A 17,359-nucleotide genomic window follows, 5' to 3' on the forward strand; every position below is an offset into this window, starting at 1 on the left:
TTCCTCAGCTGCCCCAGGAGTCACGCAGGGTGACAGTGCGGTTGAACACCGGGCGGCCCGGCTGGCTGTCTTTCAGGTCGGCGCAGAAGTAGCCTTCGCGCTCGAACTGGAAGCGGTCCTCGGGCTGCGCCTGCGCCAGCGACGGCTCGGCACGGCAACCGCTGAGCACTTGCAGCGAACCAGGGTTGATGTTGTCCAGGAAGCTGCCGCCCTCCTCGGTCTTTTCCGGGTTCGGCGAGCGGAACAGGCGGTCGTACAGGCGCACTTCGCACTCGACGCTGCCCTCGGCCGGCACCCAGTGGATCACGCCTTTGACCTTGCGGCCTTCAGGGTTCTTGCCCAGGGTGTCCGGGTCGTACGAGCAACGCAGCTCGACGATGTTGCCGTCGGCATCCTTGATGGCTTCGTCGGCGCGGATCACGTAGCTGCCACGCAGGCGCACTTCACCAGCCGGTTCCAGGCGCTTGTAGCCCTTCGGCGGCTCTTCCATGAAGTCGTCGCGGTCAATGTACAGCTCGCGGGAGAACGGCAGCACGCGCACACCCATGTCTTCCTTCGGGTGACGTGGCAGCTCAAGCTGCTCGACCTGGCCTTCGGGGTAGTTGGTGATGACCACTTTCAGCGGGCGCAGCACGCACATGGCGCGCGGTGCGGTGCGGTCCAGGTCGTCACGGATGCTGAACTCCAGCATCGACATGTCGACCACGCCGTCGGAACGGTTGGTGCCGATCATTTCGCAGAAGTTGCGGATCGAGGCCGGGGTGTAGCCACGGCGACGGAAGCCCGACAGGGTCGACATGCGTGGGTCGTCCCAGGCGTCGACGTGTTTCTCGTCCACCAACTGCTTGAGCTTGCGCTTGGAGGTGATGGTGTAGTTCAGGTTCAGGCGGCTGAACTCGTACTGGCGCGGATGTGCCGGCACCGGCAGGTTGTCGAGGAACCAGTCGTACAGCGGACGATGCCCTTCGAATTCCAGGGTGCAGATCGAGTGGGTAATGCCCTCGATGGCGTCCGACTGGCCGTGGGTAAAGTCGTAGTTGGGGTAGATGCACCATTTGTCACCGGTCTGGTGATGGTGGGCATGGCGGATGCGGTACAGGATCGGGTCACGCAGGTTCATGTTCGGCGAGGCCATGTCGATCTTGGCCCGCAGCACGCGCTCGCCGTCCTTGAACTCGCCGGCCTTCATGCGGGCGAACAGGTCGAGGTTTTCTTCCACGCTGCGCTCGCGGAACGGGCTGTTCTTGCCCGGCTCCTTGAGGGTGCCGCGGTATTCCTTGGCTTGCTCAGGGGTCAGGTCGCAGACGTAGGCCTTGCCCTGCTTGATCAGCTCGACCGCCCAGTCGTGCAACTGGTCGAAGTAGTCGGAGGCATAACGCACGTCGCCGGCCCAGTCGAAACCCAGCCACTTGACATCATTCTGGATGGCGTCGATGTACTCCTGGTCTTCCTTGGCCGGGTTGGTATCGTCGAAACGCAGGTGGCAGACGCCGCCGAATTCCTTTGCCAGGCCAAAGTTGACGCAGATCGACTTGGCGTGGCCGATGTGCAGATAACCATTGGGCTCCGGCGGGAAACGGGTGACGATGCTGCTGTGCTTGCCCGAGTCCAGGTCGGCCTGGATGATCGGCCGCAGGAAGTTCGCAGGGACAGCGGGGGCGCCTTTGGCAGCGGCGTTGGGCGCGTTGTCGGCAGTGGGCTTGCTCATAGGATCCTTGAATGCGTGTGTCCAGCCTGGGTAGGCCGATTGAATCAAAGGGCCTATCATAGCCGAAGCAGTCAAGCTGCTGACAGTCGGGCCCAAACAAACTGATGTGATTTATCACGGCTTTTTGCCGCAGCCTGGCAAAATGGCCAGTGCGCGCCATGTGTCGAGTTCGCTTGATCCTGCGTCAGGTGATAACCCGCGCACTGCGCACCCTAATTTCTGATTGCCTTGAAAGAGCGAGTTTCAGCATGTCCAAAGTCAAACTGAGCACCAACCACGGCGACATCGTCCTGCACCTGGACGCCGAGAAAGCGCCTCTGACTACCGAAAACTTCGTTCAGTACGTCAAGGACGGCCACTACGATGGCACCGTATTCCACCGTGTCATCAAGGGCTTCATGATCCAGGGCGGCGGCTTCGAGGCCGGCATGAGCCAGAAGAAAACCCGCGCCAGCATCCAGAACGAAGCCGACAACGGCCTGAAGAACACGAAGTACAGCATCGCCATGGCCCGCACCATGGAGCCGCACTCCGCCTCGGCGCAGTTCTTCATCAACGCCTCCGACAACGACTTCCTCAACCACAGCGGCAAGAACGTGCAGGGCTGGGGCTACGCCGTGTTCGGCGAAGTGATCGAAGGCCGTGAAATTGTCGACGCTATCGAAAAAGTCGCCACCGGCTCCAAAGCGGGTCACCAGGACGTACCGAAAGACGACGTGATCATCGAGAAAGCCGAGATCATTGAGTGATACTGCTGATCTCCGATCTGCATCTGCAAGAAGAACGCCCGGATATTTCCCGGGCGTTTCTTGATCTGCTCGATGGCCGTGCCCGCCACGCCAAGGCGCTGTACATTCTTGGCGACTTTTTCGAAGCGTGGATCGGTGACGATGCCATGACGCCCTTCCAGCAGTCGATCTGCCAGGCCATGCGCCGGCTGAGCGACAGCGGCACGGCCATCTACCTGATGCACGGCAACCGTGATTTCCTGATTGGCCAGGCCTTCTGCGACGCCGCAGGCTGCACGCTACTGAGCGACCCCAGCGTGATCGAGCTGGGCGGTGAACAGGTGCTGCTGATGCATGGCGACACTTTGTGCACCCGCGACCTGGGTTACATGAAAATGCGCCGTTTGCTGCGCAACCCGCTGAGCTTGTGGATTTTGCGCCACCTGCCGTTGTCGTCCCGCTACAAGCTGGCGCGCAAGCTGCGCAGCGAAAGCCGCACGCAAACGCGGATGAAATCCACCGAAATTGTCGACGTCACGCCGGAGGAAGTACCGAAGGTGATGGCGGCGCATGGCGTGCGCACGCTGGTGCATGGCCATACCCACCGCCCGGCGATCCACAAGCTGATGGTCGATGGGCAGCCAGCACGGCGCATCGTGCTGGGCGACTGGACCGCCGGGGTTGGGCCCTGCAGGTTGACGAGCAAGGGTTCCAGCTGGCGCCGTTCGAGTTTTCCTGACCCCGACACCAGCGGGTTGCCAGCACTGGCCACTTCGGGGGTGACCCGCGAAGTGGCCAGCATGCCTTACTGCTGCGCCATTGCCCCCTTGTCCCGCTCACTGATCACCGACTCCCGGTACTCAGGGTCCGCCTTGATCTGTGCCTCGGTAAACGGTATCAGCGCCAGTTGCTTGGCCGCGAAGGCCTTGGTCTGGTCACTGGCGTGCGCCGAAGCGGCCTCGCTGGACTGCGAGAACGCCAGCAGCCCACGCGCCTCTGGCCCTTTGTCGGTGAAGCTGACCAGTTGCAGGTAGCTGGTACCACTGACCACCAGCCGCTTGCCGTGCCCGTGCGGCACGCTGTAAATCGCGTTGTACACCCCCAGCGCCTGCGGGCCACCCGGTACCGGCGTGCCATCAAGCGCCTGCTGCACCTGCCCCCAACGCGCCTCCCCGGCCACGCCACTCTCACTTACCTGCTTGATCGACGCCAGTGCTGCATCGTGTACCAGATTACGCACCGCGGCTTGCTCGACCGCAAGGCCGCGCGGGGTGTGCTGCGGGTCGGCCGGGTCGAACGCCACCCGCCAGCTTTCCGGGTGCTCGGCCAAGGCAGTGAACAGATTCTGGAAATGCACCAGGCCAATGCCACTGTCCAGGTCGGCCTTGCCGTTCCAGGCAGCCAGGCTGCTGCACACGGCCTGCACATCCGCGCTGGCACCCTTGCACCATTGCAGCAGGTCCGGCAGCACCAGGCTGGCCAGGTAGACCTCGTCATCGGTGACAATGCGCTGCAGCTCATCCACACCCAACCGGGCGGTGCCTTGCAAACGCTGCAGGGCAAAACGGCCACGCATGCCCAGCGGCTGGTCATTGCGGCTGACCAAGGGTGAGTAGCCGGTCAGCGGCTGTGCAGGGTTCGCCATCCAGGCCGGGTCGTTGGAGTTTTGCACGAAGTCTTCACGCTCGAGGCTCGGCAGCAAGCGGGCCGGGAAAATGCCCGGTTGCGCCGCCTGCGCGTCCACCTTCCACTGGCAGGCGCTACGCGAACCATCCAGCACCACCACGCGCCCTTGCGCCTGCGGGTTGCTGCAGGTATCCAGCAGTTGCTGGTCGACATAGGGCACGACCGACTGGTTCAGGTACAAAGCCCGCCCACCCTGGTCCACGGCCAGCGTGTTGACCCAAGGGATGCCTTGCAACTGCTCGACCGAACCCTTCAATGCCGCGAGGCTGTCGGCACGGTTGATCTGGTACCACTGCTGCAGTACACGTGTGTTCTCAAGGTTGGCGTCACGCAAGCTGTAGGCCGCATGCACATCCCAGTCCAGGCGACCTGGCCATTGCACCACCGGGCCGAACTGCGAGCTGTAGACCTGCCGCTCTACCTGGCTCAGGCTGCCATCCTCGGCCTTGACCGCCACACGGATGGTTTGCCGGGCCAGCGGTAGCGACCTGCCATCGAGCAAGTAGCACGTCGGGTCCTTGGGGTCGAGCTGCAGGCGGTAGAGGGTGAAGTGCTTAGAGGTGTCGACGGTGTGCGTCCACGCCAGGTGCTGGTTGAAACCGATGTTGATCATCGGCAGGCCCGGTAATGCTGCGCCCATCACGTCGAGCTGGCCTGGAATGGTCAGTTGCATCTGGTAAAAGCGCATGCCGCCCATCCACGGGAAGTGGGGGTTGGCCAGCAACAGGCCGCGGCCATTGGCCGAACGCTGCGCACCTACTGCCACAGCATTGCTGCCACGCTCCGAGGCGAACCGCTCCTGCCGGGCCAGCGCAGCGGCAAAACCCGCTGAGGATGCCTGGCGGGTCAGTGCTGGAGGGTGTGCCCCCGCCAGCGCCTCGACGAACTGCCCGACACCGCCCTCGGCCAGCAACCGGCGGGTCAGTTTGACCAGGTCCTGGCTGCTGATAGGCCGCACCCACTCACCCTCGCCGCATTCGGCGGGCAGCCCTTGGCCACGGCGCTCGGCCAATGCCCGGTTGTAGCCGCTGGCATAACCCGCCAGCAGTGCCTGTACCGGCGCTGGCTGTGCCTGCAGGAACGCATCGACCGCCGCCGGGCTGTTGAGCCAGGTGAAAAACAGGTCGCTGGCCAGGTTGTCACGCTGCTCCAGGGTCTTGCCCTTGGCGCCGAAAAAGCGCGATCGCTCACCGCTCACGGTCAGCACTTCATTGGCCAGCAGGCACAGGTTGTCCTGGGCATAGACATAGCCAACGCCATAGCCCAGGCCGCGCTCATCCTTGGCCACGATATGCGGCACGCCAAAACTGGTGCGACGGATCTGGGCACTGGTATCGGCTACGGCGGGCTGCGCCTGTACGCCGATACTGAAGGCCACCAGGGCAGCGGCCAGGCCGGCGCACGTCATGGGACGGGAAAGTGGAAACACGGGCACTCCTCGGATTCGGGGGTCATCCCGATCAGACGAATGGCCAGATGAAAATTTTACGTATTACAAGGCGATGGAACGTCTTGATGAGGAGCAGGCATTTTTTTTACGAGTGAGTTGCAGTTTTTGCGTTCTCATTCGTCCTAGTAAGTGAGGCAACCACATTTCGGGTTCGTCCACGAAAAGGAGCATTCACATGTACAACCCGCAACCCTCGATCCAGGCCGGGCGCGTCCCAGGCAAAGCGCCCAATGGACAGGACGCTTTTTCTGAAGAACGCATCGGCAATGAACAGATCCGCGAGCTGCTGCGCACCTTCGGCCTGCGCACCAGCCTGATCCGCCTCAAGGTGATCGACGCTTTGCACGCCGCCGACCGCAATGGCCGCAGTATTGGCGTGCGCGGTGTGCATGCACAACTGGAACAACTGGATATCCCGTTGTCGTTCCTCAGTGTGCGCGAAGTACTCAAGCGCCTGTGCACCGAAGGCGTCATCCAGCTGGGTAGCGACAAATGTTACAGCCTCAACCCCCAGGCGCGTGCCGTACTGGAGCAAACACTCTCGCGCTGAGCGCATGGCCGGCCATGCCTGGCCGGCCCGCGCAGATCAGGGCTTGACCTTGCGCCGCAGAATGCCGTTGATCACCACGACCACCACGGCAATGGCGATGGCCAGCATCTGGAAGGTCTGTTCACTGATTGTGCCCTGCTTCTGCAGATGGGACAGGCCCAGCATCAGGCCCAATACCACCAGGATGATCAAAAGTGAATATTTGAGGCGCTGCACGTGTGTCATCGAAGGTTCCTTGCAACATCAGGGGCAAATGGCTCGCAACGAGCGGCGGCAATGATACAACGGTCACTGCCCACAGCGCTGTATTTCCTGCTGGGTGGGGCAGCGCGGGCCTGAAAGCATGGGAGTTCCAAGCACCCATGCCGGAGGCACCATGTACAAAACGTTGCTGTTCGCATCGCTGTTTCTGTCCCCCCTCTCCCTTCATGCGCTGGACACCCAGCAGACGCCTGACGAACACCTGCTCGAACTGGGCCACCAGTTGGCTACCCATGCCGGTGCCAGCCAATGGCAACAATTGTGGCAACGTGTCCGCCAGGCCGGCTACCTGCAGGCTGGTGCTGCGCCGGTACATTTCAGCGTGCCTGCGGCCCGGTTACCCGACCTGGCTCGGCAAACCCTGGCCCAGGCCGACCAGGTACAGGCACTGCGCCAGACACAGGCACTGTACCGCCGCAGCTTTGCCGGCCCGGCCATTGGCCAGCGCAACGGGCAGCCGTTGCATGCGCTTTGCCTGTTGGTCGATTGGCGCACATTGCCCCAAGGCATGCGCGCCACCCCTCACGCCTACCTGGCTAGCGCCAGCTTGCTGAGCAGCTATCCGTGCGACTGATGGTTGCCTGACCCATTCGCATCAATGGGAGTAACCAGATGGGTCGCCTTACGGTACAGCCGGAAGTCAACGCGATTTCCTACACCGCCAGATATCGTTGCCTGCAAAACCTACTCACCGAAGCTACAACCCCCAGCCCCTATGTCGCCTAGCGACGCGCCTTGGCTGTCGCACAGAATTTGCTCACACCTTCGACATAACGCCGTGGGTGATCGGGTCGCACATCCACCCATCCCGAAGGAGCGCCATATGCAACTGCCAGATTTGAGCCAGATCGATATCAGCCAACTGCCCCACTCGTTGCAGGCCTTGATCGAGTGTATCGGTATCGAAAACGCCTACCAGCTCACCTGCGCCTACGGCGGCAGGCCCAAATACATTCCCAAGCACCGCGAGCGCACCAAGCTCGCCGACGTGCAGCCAGCCGAAGCGTTAGACGCACTGATCAAGCGCTTTGCCGGGGTCGCACTGGAAATTCCCAAGGCTGACCACTTTCTGCGCCAACTGCGCAACCAGCAGATCCAGAAGGAAAGCGCCAACGGCTTGTCACGCAGCCTGCTGGCGAACAAGTACGGCCTGAGCCTGCGCCAGATCGGCAACATCCGGCGCCAGGAGCCTTGCACTCGCTGATACCCAAGCACCGTAGCAGCCCTTATGCGGTTGCCTCAACCCACCAGAAGATGAGTTTCCTTATATGTCGATAGATAACAGCCTGATTGGCTCCGTCATCAACGCCCTGCCGATGGACCGCCTGATTGCTGGCCCCTTGCAGGCCATGGTCCAGGCGCAGGTGACTGCCAGTAAATCGTACGCCGACTTCCTGATGCAGGTGTGCGTCCAGGATGGCAAGGCCGTCGCCATCCAGTTCGACTACGACGAAACCATCGTCGACGAACAAGGCGAATACAAGGGTGTAGTCAGCAAGACCATGAAAGTGCCGCTGCTGGCGGCCATTACCCACCCGAACATTTCCATTGAAGAGGGTAATGTCGAGTTCGAGCTGGTCATCAGCCAGATGTCCGAAGATGTATCCAGCAAGGACATGAATGCAGAAACGACCGCCTCCCTGGGCTGGGGGCCGTTCAAGCTGAACGTGAAAGGCAGCGTGAGCCACAAGTCCACGCAAACCCGCAAGACAGATACCCGCGCCCGCTATGCCTTCAACACGACCTTGAAACGCCAGGAACCGCCCGAAGCGATGATGAGGGTAATCGAGTTTCTGACTGACGCCGCGACCAAGCCAACCGTTGTCAGAACGGCCGCGCTGGAAAGCCCGGACGAAATTTCCCAGGCCGATACCTTGAAAGGGCCTGAGCCTGAAAAACTACCGACCCCTTAAGACCCTTGCACTTCACCCTCGAGCCCCTCTTCCCGCAATGAGAGGGGCATAACCTGGCTTGAGGAGTCGGATCGTTGCAAAAGCCCCCTGCCCCCATGACCTCCATCGACCTGCGCGAGATCACCCGTGGCCTGCAAGAGGCCGCCAGCGCCACCAACAGTTTGATCGCCCAGCAGTACATCAACCTCTTCGACCAGTTCTTCGAATGCGACACCGAGGCGTTGGGCGCCCCTATGAAGGCCAAGATGGTCGAGGTGGCGATGGACGGCCAGCACATCATGCGCGTTCCATTGTTCGCCCTGGTATCACCCAAGGGCCTGGCCCTGGAGCGCATGCAGGTCGATTTGTCTGTAAGGGTCAAAGGTACTGAAGCGCAACAGGCGCTGCTGACGGCAGCCGAGAGCAAGGCCGCCAGCTTCAAGGTGACCATCGGCGGCCAGGGCCGTCAGGGTGAAAGCCGGGACCCAGACGAAGTGCAGATCCGCATGCAGTTCCAGGCGAGTGAGCCGCCGGAGGCGCTGAACCGGTTGATCGAGGAATACACCAGCCTGATCGTCCCGGTACGCGCTACCCAATCGCCGCCCCCAACCGACACCAATGAGTTCATCGAGGCGGCCATCGTCCGTTGACGACCGCCCCGGCGCAGGCTTAGAAGTCGCGTTTGTAGAAGATATCCAGTGAACTCGCCAGCCCGCTGGCGGCTTCAAGGTAGACCTTCTTGCTCAACTTGTAACGCAAGGCGATGGTGTTGGCGGGTTCGAACACCCCTACCCCGTAACGCAGGCTCAGCTTTTCAGTCAGGTTGCCGCTGGCGACCACGCTGGTGCTGTTGCCCGACCCTTCGGTATCCAACTGGAAGTCGTCGATGCCCAGGCTCGACGCCAGGCTGCCGGTAATGCCGGCACTGCCGGCCAGCCCCAAGCCCAAGGCCGCCTCGGCGAGCATGTTGTTGTCTTCGCCGGAGGTGCCCAATGGCCGCCCCAGTACCAGGTACGACAGCGCCTGCTCCTGGCTCATGGCCGGCTCCGAGAACACCTTCGTGGTGGGCTGTTCGGCGCTGCCGCTCAGGCGGATACCAGCAATCACATCGTCAACCTTGCGGATTGCTTCGATGTCCAGGTACGGCTGGTCGATTGGGCCGGCGAACAGCAGCCGCGCTCGGCGGATGGTCAAGCGTTGACCGTAGGCACGGTAGCGGCCGTCTGCCAGGCTCAGCTCGCCACGGGTGTCGAGGTTATCACCAATGTGCACATGGCCAAGCAGGTTGGCGGTAAGGCCAAAGCCGCTGAACGACAGCTTGTCCTGGCCCACTTCGACGTCGATGTCCATGGCCATCGCCATGGGCGGTTTGCCCTCTTCGGTCTGGTGACCGACGATTACCGTGTCATCCGACACCTTGACGGTGGACGGCGGCAGCTCGCGAACGGTGATCTTGCCCTTGGGCACCTGTACCTTGCCGGTCACCGCCAGCTTGTCGTCGATCAGGCGCAAGGTAAGGTCTGGGGCCACCTCCAGTGCGGCATAGGGCTCGACCGTGACCGGCAGTTGCTGGCCTTGCAAACGCACGTCCATGCCCAGCGCCTGGCCCCAGGTGAGGTTGCCGCTCAACTGCCCACGCCCAGCCTCACCACTGCGCCAATTGCCGTTGAGCTGCACCTGCTCACCGCTGATCAGTGCCTGCAGTGACAGGTCCTGCAGGCTGGCCGGCAGCTCTGCACCACTGACTTCACCACCGCTGAGCATCAGGTTACCGTTGACCTGCGGCGCCAGCAAAGTACCTGAAAGCCGGCCACTGCCATTGAGCTGCCCGGCCAGGCGTTCGACCATCGGCACAAACGGACGGGCCACCGACAGGTCTAGCCCGGCCAGGCGGAAATCACCCGACAATGGCTTGTTCTTGCCTAGCGGATCGAGCCGGGCGTTGACGCTCAGTTCCCCCAGACGCTCACCGCGAAACGCCAGGCGCGTATCGATGCGTCGCGGTGCCAGCGTGCTGTCCAGGCGCAGGGCCTGATACGGGAAGTCGATCCAGCGGCCCTTGTCGCGTACCCGCAGGGTGCCGCCACTGGCATCGACAACGACAGTACCCTTGGGGCCGCTGGCCGGGATGTCCAGGTTGATATCGGCATTGAGCAGGCCTTGCCAGGCAAAGTCCTTCGGCAGCCACTGGGCCAGGCTGTCCAGTGGGAACTGCTTGAGGTGGTAGCGCAGGCGGGGCTCGGGGGCCAGGCGCTGGTCCTCGCCACACAGGCTGGCCTGCCCGGAGCGCCAGCAGTGGGCCCCGAAGTCCAGCTGACCGCTGGCCAGCCGCTGCAGGCGTGCCGGGGCCTGCAACTGCCAATCCTGGCCGCCGGCCTGAATCCGCCCGCTGGCCAGACGACCACGCCAGTCACCCTTGTTCAACTGGCCATCCAGGCCAAGGTCGAGCTTGAGTTGCGGGCCGTCCAACGCCAGAGTCACGGCCTGTTGGCGAATGTCGCCTTTGCCGTTGGCCTGCAGCGTGCCCAAGGCCGTGTCACCCAGGTGAATACCTGTGGCCTTGAGCTCGACAACGCCGCGTTGAGCGTTGTCCAGGCGCGCCTCCAGGTCCAGCTGCTGCAGGCGGTTTTCGGCCTGGGCCAAGCGCTGACCTTGCAAGGTCAGGGTACCTTGCGGAGCCTGCAGCGTCCCGGCGACATCCAGCCGCCCCTTGACCTGCCCTTGCAGCCTCGGCCACAACTGGCCCAGGCGCGGCAAGTCGAGGTCGATTCGCCCGGCCAGCCGTTGTTGCAGGCTGCCACTGCCGTTGATGCGATTGTCACCCAGCTGGATAGCCAGTGCGCCCAGGGTCCAGTTTTGCCCTGCCCCCTGGGCTTCGGCCTTGAGTACGGCTGGCTGGCCACGCAGGCGGCCTTTAAGGTCGAGCTGGGCATCGAGGGTAAGCGCCTCGCCTTTAAGCTCGCCTTTGCTGCGCAGTGGCCCCGCCAGGGTGCCCGGTAGCTCGGCCAGCCAATAGGCCGGATCGAGCGCGGAAAGCTGCAAGTCGACATCCCAGGCCAGCGTGTTGGCAAAACGCACGGCGACACTGCCGGCGGCCTTGCCCTGGCCGGCAGTCAGCGCCAACTGTGGCAGTTTCACCTGGCTCAGGTCGCCTTCGAACGGGCTGGCCAGGCTGAACGCCCCCGCCGGGCCGTCCAGCTCACCCTTGAAGGTGCCCTGGTAATTGCCATCGCGATAATGCACCTGGGTATTGAAGCGCTTGAGGGTGACCTCAGGCGGAGTCTCCAAGGGGTACAGGCGCAACCACGGGAAATCCTGCCAGTCCAGCTTCGCATCGGCGCTCAGGCCTTGCTGCCAGTCAGCCGTCGCTTGCAACTTGACCCGTTGGTTGTCGTTGGCGGTCAGGTCCAAGGCATCGAGCCTGGCGCCTTTACTGTCCACCAACCCGGACAAGGCCAGGGCGATCGGCGATTGTTCGGCGGGCAGGCTGGCCGTGCCCGACAGGTGATAGCCCTTGAGCAAATCACCCTGGGCGTCGAGCTTCAGCTGGTTCAGCTGCAAAGTGTCGGGCAACGTGCCAGCCGGCTTGAATGCCTCGGAGCGGATCTGCAAGGTAGCTGGCAGGTGTTCGGCCAATGCCTGCAATTGGCCGCTCAGCGTGGCATCGAGGTAACCACTGCTGGTGCCAGCCAGTTTCAGGTTTTTTTGCAATTCACCGCTGGCAGTCAGTGCCAGCTGCCAAGGCTTGCCCTCTACCGCAGGCAACTGCAGTTGCGCCTGCAGTTGCAGCGGCCAGTCACCTTCGGGCTGCAGGTCGCCTTGCAGGTTCAAATTCAGGTCGTCGCGCTGCAGCCGCAGGCTGTCGATGCGCATCCCGCTGTTGGTCCAGTGCGCCGCGAGCTGCAAGTCGCCAAGCAGTTCGCTGCCATCCAGGCGCAGCTGACCAACCTTGACCTCGCCCAGCTCGATAGCCAGTGGCAAGCGCAGGGTCGGCAATTGCAGCGGTGCGTTGTCGGTGGGTTCGGGGCTTGGCGCAAAGGCCATGTCGATGCGTTCGGCCTGCAACCGGTCGATGCACAACCTGGCGCGTAGCAAGCAAACAGGCGACCAAGCCAGCATCGGCGCCTGTACCTCTACCTTGCTGCCGGCGTCGGCCCAGATCAGCTGGCTAGCTTGCCAACTGCCCGCAAGGCGCCCTTGGAAATCGGCCACTTCGAGCCCGGGCACCTTGCCCAGTGCCCAGCGGCTGCCAGCCTCGGTCCCCAGCAGCAGGCCCAGTGCCAGGCCCAAGCTCGCGACTACCCCAAGCAGGCCCAGCAGAATGTATTTGATCACGCGTTTCACAGCTCGGGCCCCATGGAAAAGTGCAGGCGAATGCCCCCTTCGTCATCCAGCGCTTTGGCCAGGTCCAGGCGCAACGGCCCCACCGGCGACACCCAGCGCACACCAAAGCCAACACCGGTCTTGAGGCTGGGCAGCTCCAGGTTGTTGAACGAGTTGCCTTGGTCGACGAACGTCGCAACCCGCCACTTTTCGGTCAGCGAATATTGGTACTCGACGCTGCCAGCCACCAGGTAGCGCCCGCCAATGCGGTCGCCGTCGCTGTTCTTCGGCGACAGGGTCTGGTAGTCGTAGCCGCGCACGCTCTGGTCGCCACCGGCGAAGAAGCGCAGCGAAGGCGGAATGCTGTTCTTGAAGCCATTGGTCGCGCTGCCGCCAAACTGCACGCGACCGAGAAAGCGGTGGTTTTGGCCCAGCGTGGTCAGGCCTTTGAGCAATACGTTGCCGTGCAGAAGGTTGGTATCGGAAACCAGCCCTTCCTTGGCGCCCTGCACATCGAATTGCAGGCGATAGCCGTTGTGTGGGTCGATGCGGTTGTCGCTGCGCAGGAAGGAATAGCTCACGCCAGGCATCAGCAAGTTGCTCAGCCCGGAGTCGTCGCCCAGGCGATACTCCTCGCGCTGGTACTTGAGCGATATCACCCGCTGCCAGCCACTGGGCAGCTTGCTGTGCCACTCGGGGCCGACCGTCAACAGCTTGCTGAGCGTGTCGGTACCGGCAAGCTCTTCATTCTGGTAGCCACCGGCAAAGCGCAGCTTGTCGGTCAGCGGCGGGTCGAGGGGAATGTCGTACCACAGGCCGACGTTCTGCCGTGGTGCGGACAGCTCGGTTTCCCAACCGTAGCTGTGGCCCTGCGGGTTGACCCAGTGGCGGGTCCAGTTGGCCTTGCCGCGCGGCCCGACGTCAGTCGAGAAACCCAGGCCCAGGCCCAGGGTGCGTGGTTTACGGGTTTCCAGACGGACATCCACCGGGACTTCTTCACCTACGGCGGCAGTAGGTGCCGCGTCTACGCGCACACCTTCGAAATAGCCGCTCGATTGCAGGTCATTGTTCAGCTCGGCGACCAGTTCCGAGTCGTAGGGGGTGCCCGGTTTGAATGAAACCATACGCTGCAAGAGATCGTCATCCAACGGCGTGTCGCCCCCGAAGGTGACAGCGCCCAGGCGATAGCGCGGGCCACTCTGGTAGACCAGTTCGATATCGGCCACGCCGGCCTGCGGGTCCACAGCCAGGCGCTGGCTGCTGAAACGTCCACTGAAGAAACCGTAGCGCGACGCCTGGTTCTGGATCAGCCGTTTGGCATCCTCATAAAGGCCGTGATTGAGTTGCTCACCCGCGCGCAGCGCCTTGCTGTCAGGCACGCGGAAGGCCTTCATTTCGCTGGCCGGGCCCTCGATGCGCACAGTCACGTTGCGCAGGCGAATGGGCTCGCCAGGGTTGATGCTGATGATCAGTTGCGGGGAATGGTCAGCGTCGCTGGCGGGTTTTACCTCGGTATCGATCTGTGCCTGATAGTAGCCAAGTGCCTGCGCCGCTTTGCGCGCCTGCTCCTCGGCCCCGCGACTGAAGCGTAAAAGTGCTTCTTCATCGCGGTCACCCAAGGTGCCGATATAGCCTTCGACATTGGCCTTGAGCGCCTTGTTGGCCGGTTTTACCTTCACCAGCAACTCGCTCTGGCCCCACGCTGCGAAACTGGCGGCCCAGAAAACCAGGCCCCAGGTGAATCTTCCTGAATACGTCATGCGGCGAATGCTACCAGAGCCAGGCGCTCAAGGGAGCCGCCTGGCGGCCTGTTCAGGCAAAAGCGGAATTTGAAGAGATTGGATTAGGATGAAAGAACACCCTTTCTCGGATTGGTCCTACAGCTACCTCGCCTATCTCTTCATAACCCTGGCGCTGATAAAAAGCCAGGTAGTGCTCGTTACCGGTATCCAGCACGACCCCTTGGGTGCCTGGGTCCTCCGCGCACCAGTCGTGCACAGCTTGTAACAATTGCTCGCCGTAGTGTTTGCCCTGGAATTGCGGGTGCACCCCCAGCAATGGCAGCACATGCACCCGGTCAGTGGGCAGGCAGGTGGCCAGCGCGGCCTGGTAGTCCATGTAGCGCCGCGTGCAGCGCAGGCCTGTACCCAGCATCATGCGCAGGCGCCAGGCCCAGCTGTCGGCCACGCCCAGGCGGCGCAGTGGCGGCACGATCAGGGCCAGGGCAATCAGGCGATCCTCTACCAGCAAGCCGATGGCGGGTAGTTGCAGATAGAAGTGCTGGCGCACCCATTCGCGCACCATCACCCGCAAGCGCCGCTCATAACCGGGGCGCTGGGCCTCGAAGATGTAGGCGAAGGTAGGCTCATGGCGGTAAGCGTTGTACAGCAATGAACGCGCTTCGCGGCTGTAACCATCATCGAGCAAGCAGACACGGGCCGGAGCGGCTGTGGTTTCGGGCATTGCGGGCAGACCTCCTGGAATGGGCGTACAGTGCCTTGGAGGTGCCCCTGCGCGCTTCGTTCACCCCCTGGAGCACGTTAGCAGCAGGATGACCATGCCGCCATGCTGGTGATGATGGACGATGTCGGCTAGCATCGCGGCTTTTACCGGGATTGTCTTTCCATGAAGATCGTCTGTTTCAACATCAACGGCCTGCGGGCCCGCCCGCACCAGCTGGCGGCGCTGATCGAAAAGCACCAGCCGGACGTGATCGGCCTGCAGGAAACCAAGGTCAGCGACGATCAGTTCCCGCTGGCCGACGTGCAGGCACTGGGCTACCACGTGCACTACCATGGCCAGAAAGGCCACTACGGCGTGGCGCTGCTGTCGCGCCAGGCGCCGCTGAGCCTGCACAAAGGCTTTGCCACCGATGAAGACGACGCCCAGCGCCGCTTTATCTGGGGCACCTTCCCTGATGCCGACGGCAACCCGATCACCATCATGAACGGCTATTTCCCCCAGGGTGAAAGCCGCGACCACCCCACCAAGTTCCCGGCCAAGCAGCGCTTCTACAGCGACCTGCAGGCCCTGCTCGAAGGCCAGTTCCGCAACGACCAGCCACTGCTGGTGATGGGCGACATGAACATCTCGCCGCAGGACTGCGATATCGGCATCGGTGCGGACAACGCCAAGCGCTGGCTGAAGACCGGCAAGTGCAGCTTCCTGCCGGAAGAGCGCGAGTGGATGGAACGCTTGAAAGGCTGGGGCCTTGTCGATAGTTTCCGTCACCTGTACCCGGAGGTGACGGACCGCTTCAGCTGGTTCGACTACCGCAGCCGCGGCTTCGAGGACGACCCCAAGCGCGGGCTGCGCATCGACCTGATCATGGCCTCGCAGCATCTGGTGCCACGCATCAAGGCAGCAGGTGTGGACTATGAACTGCGCGCAATGGAAAAGCCGTCGGACCATGCGCCGATCTGGCTGGAATTGAGCTGAGTCGGAGGGTGGGCGCCAAGGTGCATGCCTTGGCCTCACTCACAACCCCAACCGCAACGCCTCCCCCACCCCCGCTCCGCGCACATCGTCCGCCGCGCTGACCAAAGCAAAGTTGTACGCCCCATGCGACCAATACCGCGCCTCCAGCTGACCGTCGACCCGCTGACCGTCCGGCATGCGCCGATATTGCTCGCCGGGTGAGCGCAGGAACAGGCTGATGCGCTGGCCCTTGCCATCTTCAAACACCAGCAACGCCGCCGGCCCTTGCTCGTTGCTGAGCAAGCGCGCACCCACCGGTTTGAAGCCATAGCCCGCCAGGTCCGGCAGCTGGCCCACGCGGCTGAAATGGCGCCCAAGCCAGTCGCGCAACTGCCCTGGGTCACTGGCCTGGATATCCAAGGCTTCACTGCCAGCAAACAAGCGATGCGCCTGCACAGCGTCGGCCATGGGCAAGTCAACGCGCGCCAAGCTTGCATCGCGCACTTGCCAACCGCCTAAACCACCCACACCCAGCGCTAACATCACCACCGCCGCAGCGGCCCAACGCCGCTGCCGGCGCTGGCGCAATTGCCGACGCAACGGGCCCAATTCCAGCTGCGCGGCACCAGGCAGGTCATCAAACCCGGCCAACGCCACGCGTAGCCGGCGGGCATCGGCACGCCAACCTTCCACCCGTGCCGCCGCCTGCGGGTTGGCCTCCAGCCAGGCCTGCACCTGGGCCCGGCGCACAGGCTCCAGGCGCTCATCGACATAAGCATGCAGTTCGTCTTCGCTGGGGATCAGACGGGTCATTTCAGTCTCCGCAAGGCCGGTGGCTGGGGGTTGCCCTCGGTCAATTCGCGCAAGGCATTGCGCGCGCGCGACAGGCGCGACATCACAGTGCCGATTGGGATGCCCAAAGCCTGGGCGGCCTCCTTGTAACTCAGGCCTTCGATGCTGACCAGCAGCAACAAGGCACGCTGCTCCGCCGTCAGCCGGGCAAACGCCTGCAGGTCGGCCTGGGCCAGGACGATGGCTTCGAGGTTGTCACCGACAGGCTCCTCGTCGTGCCCGCTGCCGCCAAACCAGGACAACCAACGCGCATGCAGACGCTCGCGGCGTTTACCGTCGAGAAACTGTCGATAAAGAATGGTGAACAACCAAGCGCGCAGGGCATCGGCGTCACGTTGCTGGTCGCGCCGGCTCAGGGCCCGCTCGACCGTTGCCTGCACCAGGTCGTCGGCGCTGCCCGGTTCGCGGGTCAGCCACACGGCAAAGCGTCGCAGACGGGCAAGCAGTTCGCGCCACTGGTGGTCGTCCAGGTCATGCATCGCTAGGTACCGG

15 protein-coding genes and 1 pseudogene are annotated in these 17,359 nt (G+C 63.0%); 8 read left to right on the forward strand and 8 right to left on the reverse strand.

What is annotated here, in order from left to right:
* Positions 1-4 precede the first annotated feature (4 nt).
* A complete protein-coding gene (locus AB5975_25205; protein XDR19759.1) occupies positions 5-1,708 on the reverse strand; it encodes a glutamine--tRNA ligase/YqeY domain fusion protein in 1,704 nt (567 codons plus the stop codon).
* 248 nt (positions 1,709-1,956) lie between these two features.
* Between AB5975_25205 and AB5975_25210 the strand changes: the two genes are divergently transcribed.
* Both AB5975_25210 and AB5975_25215 read left to right on the forward strand, forming a co-directional pair.
* Positions 1,957-2,457: a peptidylprolyl isomerase gene (locus tag AB5975_25210; GenBank protein ID XDR19760.1), complete on the forward strand. Its 501-nt coding sequence runs from the start codon at positions 1,957-1,959 to the stop codon at positions 2,455-2,457.
* A pseudogene (locus tag AB5975_25215) lies at positions 2,454-3,175 on the forward strand (UDP-2,3-diacylglucosamine diphosphatase). The gene AB5975_25210 and the pseudogene AB5975_25215 overlap by 4 nt, the downstream one beginning before the upstream one ends.
* A 66-nt stretch (positions 3,176-3,241) precedes the next feature.
* On the opposite strand, the gene AB5975_25220 reads toward AB5975_25215, so the two are convergent.
* Positions 3,242-5,551: an acylase gene (locus AB5975_25220; GenBank protein XDR19761.1), complete on the reverse strand. Its 2,310-nt coding sequence runs from the start codon at positions 5,549-5,551 to the stop codon at positions 3,242-3,244.
* 196 nt (positions 5,552-5,747) lie between these two features.
* Between AB5975_25220 and AB5975_25225 the strand changes: the two genes are divergently transcribed.
* Positions 5,748-6,122 carry a fe2+ zn2+ uptake regulation protein gene (locus AB5975_25225; protein XDR19762.1) on the forward strand — a complete coding sequence of 125 codons (375 nt, stop codon included), beginning with the start codon at positions 5,748-5,750 and terminating at the stop codon, positions 6,120-6,122.
* 36 nt (positions 6,123-6,158) lie between these two features.
* On the opposite strand, the gene AB5975_25230 is transcribed toward AB5975_25225, so the two are convergent.
* On the reverse strand, positions 6,159-6,347 hold the full coding sequence (locus AB5975_25230) for a hypothetical protein (protein XDR19763.1): 189 nt from the start codon (positions 6,345-6,347) through the stop codon (positions 6,159-6,161).
* A 151-nt stretch (positions 6,348-6,498) separates the two neighbouring features.
* On the opposite strand from AB5975_25230, the gene AB5975_25235 reads away from it, so the two are divergent.
* The 4 genes from AB5975_25235 (at position 6,499) to AB5975_25250 (ending at position 8,925) form a co-directional block, all read left to right on the forward strand.
* Positions 6,499-6,957, forward strand: coding sequence for a hypothetical protein (locus AB5975_25235; protein ID XDR19764.1), 459 nt, complete (start codon positions 6,499-6,501; stop codon positions 6,955-6,957).
* Positions 6,958-7,206: 249 nt separating this feature from the next.
* Entirely contained in the window at positions 7,207-7,587 is a 381-nt protein-coding gene (locus tag AB5975_25240) for a Mor transcription activator family protein (protein XDR19765.1), read from the forward strand.
* A gap of 64 nt (positions 7,588-7,651) precedes the next feature.
* Positions 7,652-8,296 (forward strand): DUF2589 domain-containing protein, encoded by a 645-nt coding sequence (locus AB5975_25245; protein XDR19766.1) that lies wholly within the window; start codon positions 7,652-7,654, stop codon positions 8,294-8,296.
* 74 nt (positions 8,297-8,370) lie between these two features.
* Positions 8,371-8,925 (forward strand): DUF2589 domain-containing protein, encoded by a 555-nt coding sequence (locus AB5975_25250; protein XDR19767.1) that lies wholly within the window; start codon positions 8,371-8,373, stop codon positions 8,923-8,925.
* A gap of 19 nt (positions 8,926-8,944) precedes the next feature.
* Here the strand turns inward: AB5975_25250 and AB5975_25255 are convergent, their stop codons facing one another.
* The 3 genes from AB5975_25255 to AB5975_25265 are packed head-to-tail and all read right to left on the reverse strand — an operon-like array spanning position 8,945 to position 15,061.
* Positions 8,945-12,619 carry a translocation/assembly module TamB domain-containing protein gene (locus AB5975_25255; GenBank protein ID XDR19768.1) on the reverse strand — a complete coding sequence of 1,225 codons (3,675 nt, stop codon included), beginning with the start codon at positions 12,617-12,619 and terminating at the stop codon, positions 8,945-8,947.
* Positions 12,616-14,358, reverse strand: a complete 1,743-nt coding sequence (locus tag AB5975_25260) for an autotransporter assembly complex family protein (GenBank protein ID XDR19769.1) — start codon at positions 14,356-14,358, stop codon at positions 12,616-12,618. Before AB5975_25260 ends, AB5975_25255 begins: the two co-directional genes overlap by 4 nt.
* A gap of 52 nt (positions 14,359-14,410) precedes the next feature.
* Positions 14,411-15,061: a GNAT family N-acetyltransferase gene (locus AB5975_25265; protein ID XDR19770.1), complete on the reverse strand. Its 651-nt coding sequence runs from the start codon at positions 15,059-15,061 to the stop codon at positions 14,411-14,413.
* Between the two features lie 162 nt (positions 15,062-15,223).
* On the opposite strand from AB5975_25265, the gene xthA reads away from it, so the two are divergent.
* Positions 15,224-16,036, forward strand: a complete 813-nt coding sequence (xthA, locus tag AB5975_25270; protein ID XDR19771.1) for an exodeoxyribonuclease III — start codon at positions 15,224-15,226, stop codon at positions 16,034-16,036.
* A 39-nt stretch (positions 16,037-16,075) separates the two neighbouring features.
* On the opposite strand, the gene AB5975_25275 is transcribed toward xthA, so the two are convergent.
* Positions 16,076-16,828 (reverse strand): anti-sigma factor, encoded by a 753-nt coding sequence (locus AB5975_25275; protein ID XDR19772.1) that lies wholly within the window; start codon positions 16,826-16,828, stop codon positions 16,076-16,078.
* On the reverse strand, positions 16,825-17,346 hold the full coding sequence (locus AB5975_25280) for a sigma-70 family RNA polymerase sigma factor (protein ID XDR19773.1): 522 nt from the start codon (positions 17,344-17,346) through the stop codon (positions 16,825-16,827). The genes AB5975_25275 and AB5975_25280 overlap by 4 nt, the downstream gene beginning before the upstream one ends.
* Positions 17,347-17,359 lie beyond the last annotated feature (13 nt).

Origin of the sequence: Pseudomonas putida, assembly GCA_041071465.1 — a bacterium.
Taxonomy (GTDB): Bacteria; Pseudomonadota; Gammaproteobacteria; order Pseudomonadales; family Pseudomonadaceae; genus Aquipseudomonas; species Aquipseudomonas putida_P.

Excerpts from the sequence above, each read along its gene's own strand:
- AB5975_25275 (XDR19772.1), bottom strand. The coding sequence starts at position 16,828 with ATGACCCGTCTGATCCCCAGCGAAGACGAACTGCATGCTTATGTCGAT.
- AB5975_25240 (XDR19765.1), top strand. The coding sequence starts at position 7,207 with ATGCAACTGCCAGATTTGAGCCAGATCGATATCAGCCAACTGCCCCAC.
- AB5975_25230 (XDR19763.1), bottom strand. The coding sequence starts at position 6,347 with ATGACACACGTGCAGCGCCTCAAATATTCACTTTTGATCATCCTGGTG.
- AB5975_25280 (XDR19773.1), bottom strand. The coding sequence starts at position 17,346 with ATGCATGACCTGGACGACCACCAGTGGCGCGAACTGCTTGCCCGTCTG.
- AB5975_25210 (XDR19760.1), top strand. The coding sequence starts at position 1,957 with ATGTCCAAAGTCAAACTGAGCACCAACCACGGCGACATCGTCCTGCAC.
- AB5975_25205 (XDR19759.1), bottom strand. The coding sequence starts at position 1,708 with ATGAGCAAGCCCACTGCCGACAACGCGCCCAACGCCGCTGCCAAAGGC.
- xthA (XDR19771.1), top strand. The coding sequence starts at position 15,224 with ATGAAGATCGTCTGTTTCAACATCAACGGCCTGCGGGCCCGCCCGCAC.
- AB5975_25265 (XDR19770.1), bottom strand. The coding sequence starts at position 15,061 with ATGCCCGAAACCACAGCCGCTCCGGCCCGTGTCTGCTTGCTCGATGAT.
- AB5975_25260 (XDR19769.1), bottom strand. The coding sequence starts at position 14,358 with ATGACGTATTCAGGAAGATTCACCTGGGGCCTGGTTTTCTGGGCCGCC.
- AB5975_25235 (XDR19764.1), top strand. The coding sequence starts at position 6,499 with ATGTACAAAACGTTGCTGTTCGCATCGCTGTTTCTGTCCCCCCTCTCC.
- AB5975_25245 (XDR19766.1), top strand. The coding sequence starts at position 7,652 with ATGTCGATAGATAACAGCCTGATTGGCTCCGTCATCAACGCCCTGCCG.
- AB5975_25225 (XDR19762.1), top strand. The coding sequence starts at position 5,748 with ATGTACAACCCGCAACCCTCGATCCAGGCCGGGCGCGTCCCAGGCAAA.